The following is an 11035-nucleotide window of genomic DNA, read 5'->3' on the forward strand; positions in this document are numbered from 1 at the left end:
AACTATGACCAATACAGCCATTTTTACCAATGTCGGTGAGCGTACCAATGTCACCGGCTCGGCGCGTTTTAAGCGCCTGATCATGGAAGAAGACTATGAAACCGCCCTGGATGTGGCCCGCGAACAAGTAGAAAGCGGCGCCCAGGTGATTGATATCAACATGGACGAAGCCATGTTGGACTCCAAGGCGGCAATGGTGAAGTTTTTGAACCTGATCGCCTCGGAGCCGGATATCTCCAAGGTGCCGATCATGGTCGACTCCTCCAAGTGGGAGGTGATTGAAGCGGGCCTTAAATGTATTCAAGGCAAGGCCATTGTGAACTCCATTTCCCTTAAAGAAGGGGAAGAGCCGTTCCGTCATCAGGCAAAAATCCTGAAGCGCTTTGGCGCCGCCGTGGTGGTCATGGCCTTTGATGAAACCGGCCAGGCGGAAACCGCAGACCGTAAGTTTGCAATCTGTGAGCGCTCCTACCGTATTTTGGTAGACGAGCTCGGCTTCCCGCCGGAAGACATTATTTTCGACCCCAATATTTTCGCCGTGGCCACGGGCATCGAAGAGCACGATAACTACGCCGTTGAATTTATAGAGGGCACCCGCCGCATCAAAGAAAACCTGCCGTACTGTAAGGTGTCCGGCGGGGTGTCGAATGTGTCCTTCTCATTCCGTGGTAATAATCCGGTGCGCGAAGCCATTCACTCGGTGTTCTTGTATCACGCCATCCAAGCGGGTATGGACATGGGCATAGTTAATGCCGGCCAGCTGGCGGTGTATGACGATATTCCCGAAGAGCTACGCAATGCGGTTGAGGATGTGATCCTCAATAAAGACCCGGGTGCGGGCGAGCGCTTGGTTGAGCTGGCGCCCAAATACTCGGGCATGGCTCAGGCCGAGAAGGTGGAAGACCTGGAATGGCGCTCCTGGCCGGTGGAAAAACGCCTGGAGCACGCCCTGGTTAAGGGCATCACCGATTACATCGAAGAAGACACAGAGGCCTGTCGCCAGCAATTTGCCAAGCCCATTGAGGTGATCGAAGGGCCGCTGATGGATGGCATGAATGTGGTCGGTGACCTCTTTGGTGCCGGTAAGATGTTCCTGCCTCAGGTGGTGAAATCGGCGCGGGTTATGAAGCGCGCAGTGGCCTACCTCGACCCCTATATTGAAGCCGAAAAGGAAGAAGGGCAGACCAACGGTAAAATTATTATGGCCACGGTAAAGGGCGATGTGCACGACATAGGCAAAAACATCGTCGGCGTGGTGCTGCAATGTAATAACTATGAGGTGATAGACCTGGGCGTGATGGTGCCGGCGGAGAAAATTCTGCAAACCGCCATCGATGAAAACGCCGATATCATAGGTTTATCCGGCCTTATTACCCCTTCCCTTGACGAGATGGTGCATGTGGCCAAGGAAATGACCCGTCGCGGCTTTGAGATACCGCTGCTGATTGGCGGTGCCACCACCTCCAAGGCGCACACGGCGGTGAAAATTGAGCCCCAATACGACAAGGGTGTGATCTATGTGAATAACGCCAGCCGCGCCGTGGGCGTGGCCTCCAGCCTGTTGAGTAAAACCGCCAAGGCGGACTTTGTGGCTAAAACCAAGGTCGAGTACGAGAAGGTGCGTGAGCAACAGGCGCGTAAGAAACCGCGCTCCAAGCCCATTGGTTTACAGCAGGCACGGGCCAATCATGCCAAGCTGGACTGGCAAAACTATGTGCCACCGGTTCCCAGTAAGCTGGGCGTGCAGGAGTTCCACGATGTGGCCATAGACACCTTGCGTCATTATATCGACTGGACCCCGTTTTTTATGACCTGGTCGCTGGCGGGCAAGTATCCACGCATTCTCAATGACGAGGTGGTGGGCGAGCAGGCGCAGTCGCTGTTTGCCGATGCCAATGCCATGCTCGATAAGTTTGCCCGTGAGCGCAGCATACAGCCCAAGGGGGTGATAGGTTTGTTCCCGGCCAACCGCGTCGGCGACGACATCGAAATTTACGCCGATGAAACCCGCTCTCAGGTGTTGTTGCGTTCGTGTCAGTTGCGTCAGCAAACCGAGAAAAAGGGCTTTGCCAACTACTGCTTAGCCGATTATGTGGCGCCCAAGGGCACGCCGGATTACTTTGGCGCCTTTGCCGTCACCGGCGGCTTGGAAGAAGACGCCCTGGCCGATGCCTTTGATGCCCAAGGTGATGACTACAATAAGATCATGGTCAAGGCCGTGGCCGACCGTCTCGCCGAAGCCTTTGCCGAGTATCTGCATGAGCAGGTGCGTAAGGTACATTGGGGCTACGCCACGGATGAAGCGCTCAGCAATGATGAGCTAATTCGCGAAAATTATCAGGGTATTCGCCCGGCGCCCGGTTATCCGGCCTGCCCGGAGCATACGGAGAAGTCCAAGATCTGGGACTTGCTGAACGTCGAAGAGCGCATCGGCATGAAGCTGACTTCGTCTTATGCCATGTGGCCGGGGGCGGCTGTGTCGGGCTGGTATTTCAGCCATCCTGATTCCAAGTACTTTGCCGTGGCGGGCATTCAGCGAGATCAGGTTGAGGATTACGCTGAGCGTCAGGGCATGACGCTGGACGAAGCGCACAGATGGCTCGGGCCTAATCTGGGCTACGACTACTAAGGTGATTATATTGAATAAAAAAGGTGACTGAGGTCGCCTTTTTTTATGCGTTCAATCAACCCCGAACAATTTTTAACAACCCCAGAACTTGGGCATTAATATTTTTATGATACAGTAAGTTATCGAATAACAAGGATAAGTAGTGCGGATCAGTGAAAGATACTTTTAATGCCACCGATGCCGATAAGGCCCATTTCTTACGTGTATTTGCCGCGATCGGCGCCTGTACTTCCTTGATAATGGCCATCAACAGTTACCTCGATGGCTACCTTTTGCTTAGCCTGCTGTTGGCCAGCGCCGTGCTGGTGTTTGCCTTGCCCTTTGTGATAACAAAGCATGATGCCTTTATTGCTGTGCTTATGTTGTATTCCCTTTACGCGCTGATGTCGTACCTGGTGGTATCCGGAGGCAGCCATGGTACCGGGCCCTTGTGGTTATTTATTGTCTCGCCGGTGACCTTCTTCATTCGTGGTTTAAAGCAAGGGGCGGTGGATCTTATTTTACTGGCCGTGGTGGTTTTGCTGTTGTTTATCTTTACGCCCAACCTAGGCTTGTATCAATACGATAATTACCATTTTCCCGCTCGTGTGATGCTGTGCTTTGCCATTCTCTGTGCGCTGGCTGGCTTTTATGAGTATTACCGCAATAAATACAGCCGGGCGTTAATGCAGCAGTTGCAGATTAATGAGCAACTGGCGCGCACCGATGCCATGACCGGGCTCAGCAACCGCCGTTATGCTCTGGAATGTCTGACTCAGCCTGGTTTCGGCGCCGGTGCCGTGTATATGTTGCTTGATGCCGATAATTTTAAGCAGATCAATGATGGCTATGGTCATCAGGTCGGCGATCAGGTGCTGCGCTTTATCGCCGCGACTTTAAAGGACCATGCCGGGCCCGATGATATTGTCGCTCGTTGGGGCGGTGAAGAGTTTTTGCTGGTGGTGCATAACACCGCGGCGCGCAGTGCCAAACGGGTTGCTACGCAAATAATGCAACATCTGCAGGATAACGCTCTGCACACAGATGGCCATAGCTTGCAAATGACCCTGAGCATAGGTGCTCACCAACGTCAGTTTGGTGAGAGCATAGATCATTGCCTCAATATTGCCGATAAGCGTTTGTATCTGGCCAAAAGCAGTGGTAAAAACCGGGTCGTATTCGACGACGATGTGGCCATGGATTAGCCCTAGCTGCTGATCCTGAGCGGACAATGGCATACAATAGCCACCATGAATCGCTTCGTGTGAACGCCGTGCTACCAATACAACAAAGCTACCCTCAGCTTATAGAGCAACTCAGTAACCACCCCTTGTGTTTATTACAAGCGCCTCCCGGTGCCGGTAAATCAACCTGGCTGCCGCTGCAACTGCTGCGCGATGGCCACTTTCAGCGCATTATTATGCTTGAGCCCCGGCGCTTAGCGGCGCGCAACATCGCTCAGTTTTTGGCATCGCAACAAAACGAGCGGGTGGGGCAAAGCGTGGGGTTGCGTTTGCGTCAGGAAACCAAGGTGAGTGCCGACACGCGGCTGGAGATCGTCACCGAAGGGGTGTTGACGCGCATGCTGCAAAGCGACCCCGAGTTGAGCGGCGTCGATCTGGTGATCTTCGATGAATTCCATGAGCGCTCACTGGCCGCCGACACGGCCCTGGCCTTTGCCTTGGAAAGCCAGTTGCTGCGCGATGACCTAAAAATTCTGATCATGTCGGCTACTTTGGATGGCGAGCGTTATCAGCAGTTTTTCGATTGTCCCATGGTGTCTGCCGAAGGGCGCAGTTATCCCATAGAGGAAGTGTATGAACCCCTGGCGCAGAGCGAGCGCTGGTTAGAGGCCATGGCGCCGCTGGTGAAGAAGGCTCTGAGCGAACAAGAAGGCAGTGTGTTGGTGTTTTTGCCCGGTCAGCGCGAGATCAACCGCGTGGGCGAGCAACTGGCGGATTTACCGGCCGACATCGAGGTGCATAAACTCTATGGTGAGCTGGATAAACAGGCGCAGCAAGAGGCCATTGCCCCGGCACCCGAGGGTAAGCGCAAGGTGGTGTTGACCACCAATGTGGCGGAAACCAGTTTAACCATAGATGGCATTCGCGTGGTGGTGGACAGCGGCAAACGTCGCGCCGCCGAGTTTAATTTAAAAACCGGGGTCACCGAGCTTAAAACCGTGAACATTTCGCGTTCCTCCGCCACCCAAAGGGCCGGACGAGCCGGGCGTTTGCAACCTGGCGTGGTCTATCGCCTTGGTGCCAGGGAGCAGCTTGAACGCCGCGCCAGTCACGATGCCCCCGAGATGCTCACCAGTGATATCAGCCCCTTGTTGTTAGAGGCCAAGCTTTGGGGGGCCAGTCTTGACGAGCTGCAGTTGCTGGATCCGCCAACCCAGGCGCAGCAACAGCAGGCCCAGGTGTTATTACAGATGCTTGAGGTGCTGGAAGGCGATAAATTATCGCCCCAGGCCCACATCATGCACGCCATGGGTACCGAATTGCGCTTTGCCCATCTTTTGTATAAGGCCGAGAAGTTTGAACGCCAGTGGCCGGGTTTTTTACAGTTGGCGGTCCATTTTGTTGCCCTGATGGAAGCGCGTATTAGCACAGCCGCTGAGCTCAGCACGGCGCTTAATGCGCAATTGCATCGCCCCCATCCGGCGTTTCGCCAGCAGCTCAGGTATTGGCAGCAAAGGCTCAAGTTAGCGCCCAGCCAATCTTTGCCCATGTCCTTATTGCCCTTGGTAGTGGCGCTGGCCTACCCGGATCGTCTGGCCAAGCGCCGTGGGCAGGGCATGCTGATGAGTAATGGCGCCGGAGTGCAGGCGTCCGCTGAGCACTGGCTTGATGAAGACTACCTGGCCATTGCCGAGGTGGGTGGCCAAGGCGGCCAACGTATCTTTTCTGCCACCGCTTTTTGCCCCCAGCAATTACAGGAGCAGTTGCCGCATTTATTTAGCGAGCAAGAGGTGTGCGAGTTTAACGACAAAACAGCGCAGTTCACCAATGAAACCCGCTTTAAACTGGGCGCCATTACTTTGCGTAGCCAGCCTTCCTCGCAAGCCATTAGCTCGCAAATGAAATGCCAAGCCTGGCTCGGGTTGTTGCAAAAACAAGGGTGGGCGCTGCTTAAGCATCCGCAGGCGCAACAGTTGCGAACCCGCTTATTGCTGGCAGGCCAGTTAGTGGGCGCACCTTTTACCTACAGCGACGAGCAGAGCTTGCTGGCGGCGGCGCCTACGTGGCTGGCGCCTTATCTGAGTGAGGTGCAGTCATTGGCCCAATTACAGCAACTCGATTACCGTCCGGCCTTGCTAAGTTTGCTGGATTACCCGGCGCAACAGCAACTGGATCAGCAGCTACCGAGCAAGCTGGTGGTGCCTTCGGGGTCGACACATCGCATCCAGTATCAGCTTGACGGCCCGGCTAAACTGAGCGTGCGTATGCAGGAAGTGTATGGCCTTACCGAGAGCCCGAAACTGGCGCAGGGCAAGCTGCCAATTCTTATGGAATTACTGTCGCCGGCACAGCGTCCACTGCAATTAACCCAGGATTTGGCGCAGTTCTGGCAGGGCAGTTATCGTGAGGTGCAAAAGGAAATGAAGGGACGCTATCCGAAGCATTTTTGGCCCGACGATCCTGCGAATGCGCAGGCAACTACTCGGGTAAAGAGCAGAATGTAGTCAAAATCAGGTTTTAATGCGCTCTGACGCGGCGAACTTTCCTTTTTCATTTTTGTGAGTATAGTTAAACGAGTCAATAACTTAAGGTTAGGCCATGGATACGATGATCGCTTTTATGGGCTTACTAATGCTGGTTGTAGTGATCGGCAGTGTGTGCGGGTTAGTCGCGCTCACACAAATAGGTGAGCTTAAGCGTCAACTGGCGCATTTACAACGGCAATTAAAGGCTGCCCCGGGTGCTATGGGCGCAGCTGCCGCTAAGGAAACACCACCCCAGACACCTCCCGAGTCCGCTACCGCGGCTAAAGACTCGGCTGCAAGTGCGACTGCAGGCGAAACTGCCAGTGCGGCTGAGAGTGCTGCCGCAAAAACGGCACAGAGCACGGCAAGTATTACCACTAAGCCTCCTGCAAAGGCTATGGCAAAGCCTTCGGCGGCGACCACGCTTGAGCCTGCCGCCACATCCGTGGCTACTCCAGCAGCGGAGCCGCAGGAAGCGAGCTATCAGGATGCAAACGATTCTATTTTGCCGCCCAAAGACCCGGCAACGCCTGGTTTATGGCAGCGTTTTACTGCTCAATTTAAAGAGCACTGGATGGTGTGGATAGGCGCTCTGGCGTTGGCCTTTGGTGGCATTTTCTTTGTTTCTTATTCTCTTGAGGCGGGGCTCTTGTCGGTCACCGCACGTTTGGTGCTAGGTGCGGCCTTTGGCTTGCTGTTATTGGTCGGTGCCGAATATGTGCACCGTAAATTCTATCGTGACAGCGAGGCGCAATACGCCATGATTGCCTATGTGCCGGCGGCGCTGGCGGCCGGTGGTTATATCAGTTTATTTGCGCTGACCGCCCTGGCGCTGGTGAGTTATAAACTGCTGTCCCCGGGCAGCGCCTTTGTGATGTTGACCTTGGTATCTGTGGCGGCCAGTTGGACGGCGCTGCGTTATGGCCCACTGCTGGCTATTATCGGCATGTTGGGCGCTTATAGCGTGCCTCTGTGGGTCTCGACCGGCTCCTCAAATTACCTTGAACTGGTTATTTTCTTAAGCGTGCTGACTCTGAATTTAACCTTTGTGGTGCGCAAGGTCAGGCGCATGTGGTTGTGGTACAGCATTTGGGCGTTGCACCTGTTATGGCTATTGCTTATTGCCGTGGACATCCCGCGTGAACACGCCATGGCCATGGTTGTTTTCGTGCCCATCAGCGTGGTGCTCTTGATTATGATCCCCCGTTTGGGCTTCTCATTTTCGCAACTTGAGCACAGGGTTTGGTCGTTTAAATCTCTGGTGCTGCAAAAGCCGGATCATGCCTTGCTGTTGGTGATCTTTGGTGCCACTGTGCTCTTCTCAAGCGGCCAGGAGATGGCCGTGCTAAGCGTGCAGTTTTGGCTTCTGAGCGCCTTGTTTGCGGTTGCTGCCTTACTTAACACCCGCTGGCAGCTGTGGCCGATACTCAGTGCTGTGTTGCTGGCGCTGCTATTGGATCAGCCTTATCCGATGAACGTTGATTTAAACCATGATGGCCTTTTGATGTTCCACGGAGCGCTGGGGCAGGCGCAAATTGCCATGGTGGCGTTTTTAGTTTACGGCTCTGTGTTTGCCAGTCGTTCACCCCGGCATATGGGCTTTAGCTTTATAGCCGGTGGCGCCGTGCTGGTGCCCTTGGTGCTGGCTTATCTGGCCTTACCGCAAGTCTGGCTGGATGATGTTAAATGGTTCTGGGTAATTGAGTTATTACTGGCCGGCGCCTTCTTGGTCTTTCTTGCCAATCGCACCCGCAACAAGGCGCAGCAGATGATTTACTGGTGTGCCATCAATGCTCACCTGGCCTTTGCGGCGACTTTGGTGTTGGGCACTCATGCCCTGACCTTGGCGCTGGCGCTTCAGGTGGTGTTGATGACTTATCTGAGCAAGCGCTTTGCGCAGCCCATTCCTTCTTGGTTGCTTAAGGCCTTGGTTACTGTAGTGGCGGGGCGCCTCACCATCTTGTGGATTGACCCATCTTATGGCAATGGGCTGAGCGAGCCTTCTTTATGGTTATATCCAAGCGTTGCGGCACTCTTTACCCTGGGTTATCGATTCTTTGCCAGTGAAGGTTTGAAACCTTGGCTGCTGGGCGTGATTTTACACGTGTTGGCACTGTGGGTAAGCGCACTGACCAGCTATGCCTTGGTGGGTCATACCATTCATTTGGAAGACTTGTCGCTGCTCGAAAAGCTGGTGCTGAGCATTAACTGGGGATTACTTGGCTGCGTTTATCTGTATCGTGCCAAAGCGGCGCAAACCATGGCGCAGTACTATACCATTGGTGCTTATCTTCTGCTCGGTGCTGCGGCCTTGTTGCAAAGTCAGCTATGGCTGGAATACAACCCCTGGTTTGACCGCGTGCCCATGGGCGAGTCCTTGCTGAGCAGTTATGCCTGGTTATACTATTTTGCGCCGGCTGGTATTGGCGCCTGGCTTGGTTATCAGCTGCGCCAGTCTCAGGCGAGCTTAAGTCGTGTGCTCTTTGGTGCCACGGGCTTTTACCTCTTTGTTGGTATCAATGCTTTGGTACGGCAATATTGGCAGGGGCCCATTATTGCTCTTTCCATGGGCGTGGAGGATGCGGAGCTCTACAGCTATTCGGTGATCTGGTTACTGCTTGGCGCCGCCTTAGTCGCCGTGAGCTTAACGCTTAACAAGCTGCTCATTCAGCGTGTCGGTGTGGCCTTATTGGCTTTGGTGATCGCCAAGGTGTTCCTGGTCGATATGGCCAACTTAACCGGGTTATTGCGGGCGCTGTCCTTTATCGGTCTTGGCTTGGCTCTGGTTGGTTTAGGGGCGCTGTTTAAGTGGTTGCAGCGTCAGCATATGCCGAGTGAACAGACGTCTGGATAGACAAAATTTACTTTAGCTGGCTATGCTTTCATAATAGCGTCTTGCCAGTTTATCTAAGTGGGTGTTGTGTCTCATCATTCTTTACTGACCGTGGAGCAGTTGCAGTGTCGTTTACAGGAGCGACAAGTGCTCGACGGCATCAGTTTTTCCTTGCAGCAGGGCGAGTTTATCGGTCTGCTCGGCCCCAATGGCGCCGGTAAGTCAAGCTTGCTGCGCTGCATTTATCGCTATTATTCCAGCGCCGTAAATGCCGTACGCCTTGATGGTCGCTGCATTCAAGGCATGGCACCGCGAGCCTTGGCTCAGGATATGGCCGTGGTATTGCAGCAGGTGCCAAGCGATATGTCCTTGACCGTGGTCGATGTGGTGGCCTTGGGTTTGTTGCCCGGCATGGCTCTGTGGCAAAGGCCGGATAGCGAGGCGCTGGCGCGGGTACAGCAAGCCATTGCCGATGTCGGCTTGGCGGCGCAGCAGCATAAGCAACTGGCGCAACTCTCAGGTGGTGAGCAGCAGCGGGTACACATTGCCCGGGCTCTGGTACAGCGACCTAAGTTATTGATTATGGACGAACCCACCAGTCATTTAGACATAAAATATCAAATCGAACTCATGGAACTGGTGCGCTCGTTAAATTTAACCGTGCTGGCTTCATTTCATGATTTAAATCTCGCTTCGGCCATGTGCGACAAGCTATTGGTGCTCGATGGCGGTAAACTGGTTGCCAATGGCACCCCCAAAGCGGTGATCACCGAGTCCTTACTGAGTGAGGTGTTTGGCGTCTGTACTCAGGTTGGCGTTCATCCGCAAAACCCAGAGCATTGGCCCCTGGTGCACTATTTCTACGCTGATAGGAGCCAAAAGTCATGATAAATCAGCGTAAAATCGCCATTGTCGCGCTTGTTTTCATCGTGCCGCTGAGCGCCTTATGGGCGCTAAAACTGGGGGCGGTTAATTTAAGCTGGTCGCAGTTACTGGCTGTGCTTGGCGGCGAGGGCGACCCCCTGTGGCAACAGATTATCTGGCAGCTCAGGGTACCGCGCGTGGCCTTGGCCTTTATGGCCGGGGCCGGGTTGGCTTTAGCCGGCGCCATGCTGCAAACCGTGACCCGCAACCCCTTGGCCGATCCTTATTTGTTTGGCATCTCCTCCGGGGCGGCGCTGGGCGTGGTGGTGGCTATGACTTTGCTTGGCATCAGTGCCGGTATTATGTTGACCCTCAGCGCCTTTATCGGTGCCATGCTGGCCACCGCCTTGTTGCTATCCGTGGCTTTATCGCTGCGCTATATGCAAAATTCCATCATGGTGCTGTGCGGTGTGGCTCTGTCTTTCGGTTTTAGCGCCCTCACCAGTTTATTGCTGTATTTTAGCGAACCCCAGGCGATCAGCGCCGTGGTGTTTTGGACCCTGGGCAGTTTTGCTCGCGCCAATCTCGCCATGCTGTTGCCCATCGCCTTGTTGTTACTGATTGTGCTGGCACTGGTTGTGCTGCTGCGCCGCGCCCTAAACGCCCTCTTGTTGGGGGATGAAAGTGCTCATACCCTGGGGGTGAATGTGCCCATGCTGCGTATTATTATGTTGCTGCTCAGTGCCTTGATCACCGCCGTATTGGTGAGCGTGTGTGGCGGCATAGGCTTTGTCGGTTTGATGATCCCTCATTTGGTGCGCCTCAGTGGGCGTTTTAGTAGCACCCAAGTCTATCCGTTAAGCTTTGTTTGTGGCGGCCTGTTTATGCTCTGGGTGGATGTCTTGGCCCGTACCATGATGACCAATCAGGAATTACCCATAGGGGTGATCACCGCATCTCTTGGCAGCGCCTTTTTCTTTGCTTTGTTATACACACAGCAGCGTCAACACCAATAGAGAAA

6 protein-coding genes are annotated in these 11035 nt (G+C 54.3%); all 6 read left to right on the plus strand.

The window, feature by feature from the left end; translation table 11 throughout:
• Positions 1-4 precede the first annotated feature (4 nt).
• The 6 genes from metH to C2M17_RS04845 all read left to right on the plus strand — a co-directional run bounded on the left by metH (position 5) and on the right by C2M17_RS04845 (position 11030).
• Positions 5-2629, plus strand: coding sequence for a methionine synthase (gene metH / locus C2M17_RS04820; protein WP_105199716.1), 2625 nt, complete (start codon positions 5-7; stop codon positions 2627-2629).
• A gap of 152 nt (positions 2630-2781) precedes the next feature.
• On the plus strand, positions 2782-3813 hold the full coding sequence (locus C2M17_RS04825; RefSeq protein WP_105199717.1) for a GGDEF domain-containing protein: 1032 nt from the start codon (positions 2782-2784) through the stop codon (positions 3811-3813).
• Positions 3814-3881: 68 nt separating this feature from the next.
• Positions 3882-6296 (plus strand): ATP-dependent helicase HrpB, encoded by a 2415-nt coding sequence (hrpB, locus tag C2M17_RS04830; protein WP_105199772.1) that lies wholly within the window; start codon positions 3882-3884, stop codon positions 6294-6296.
• A 94-nt stretch (positions 6297-6390) separates the two neighbouring features.
• The gene (locus C2M17_RS04835; RefSeq protein WP_105199718.1) at positions 6391-9171 is read left to right on the plus strand and encodes a DUF2339 domain-containing protein; all 2781 of its coding nucleotides are present in this window, start codon (positions 6391-6393) and stop codon (positions 9169-9171) included.
• A gap of 66 nt (positions 9172-9237) precedes the next feature.
• A complete protein-coding gene (locus tag C2M17_RS04840; RefSeq protein WP_233997914.1) occupies positions 9238-10038 on the plus strand; it encodes an ABC transporter ATP-binding protein in 801 nt (266 codons plus the stop codon).
• Positions 10035-11030: a FecCD family ABC transporter permease gene (locus tag C2M17_RS04845; protein ID WP_105199720.1), complete on the plus strand. Its 996-nt coding sequence runs from the start codon at positions 10035-10037 to the stop codon at positions 11028-11030. The genes C2M17_RS04840 and C2M17_RS04845 overlap by 4 nt, the downstream gene beginning before the upstream one ends.
• Positions 11031-11035 lie beyond the last annotated feature (5 nt).

The organism is Pseudoalteromonas sp. T1lg10 (assembly GCF_002964545.1).
GTDB lineage: Bacteria > Pseudomonadota > Gammaproteobacteria > Enterobacterales > Alteromonadaceae > Pseudoalteromonas.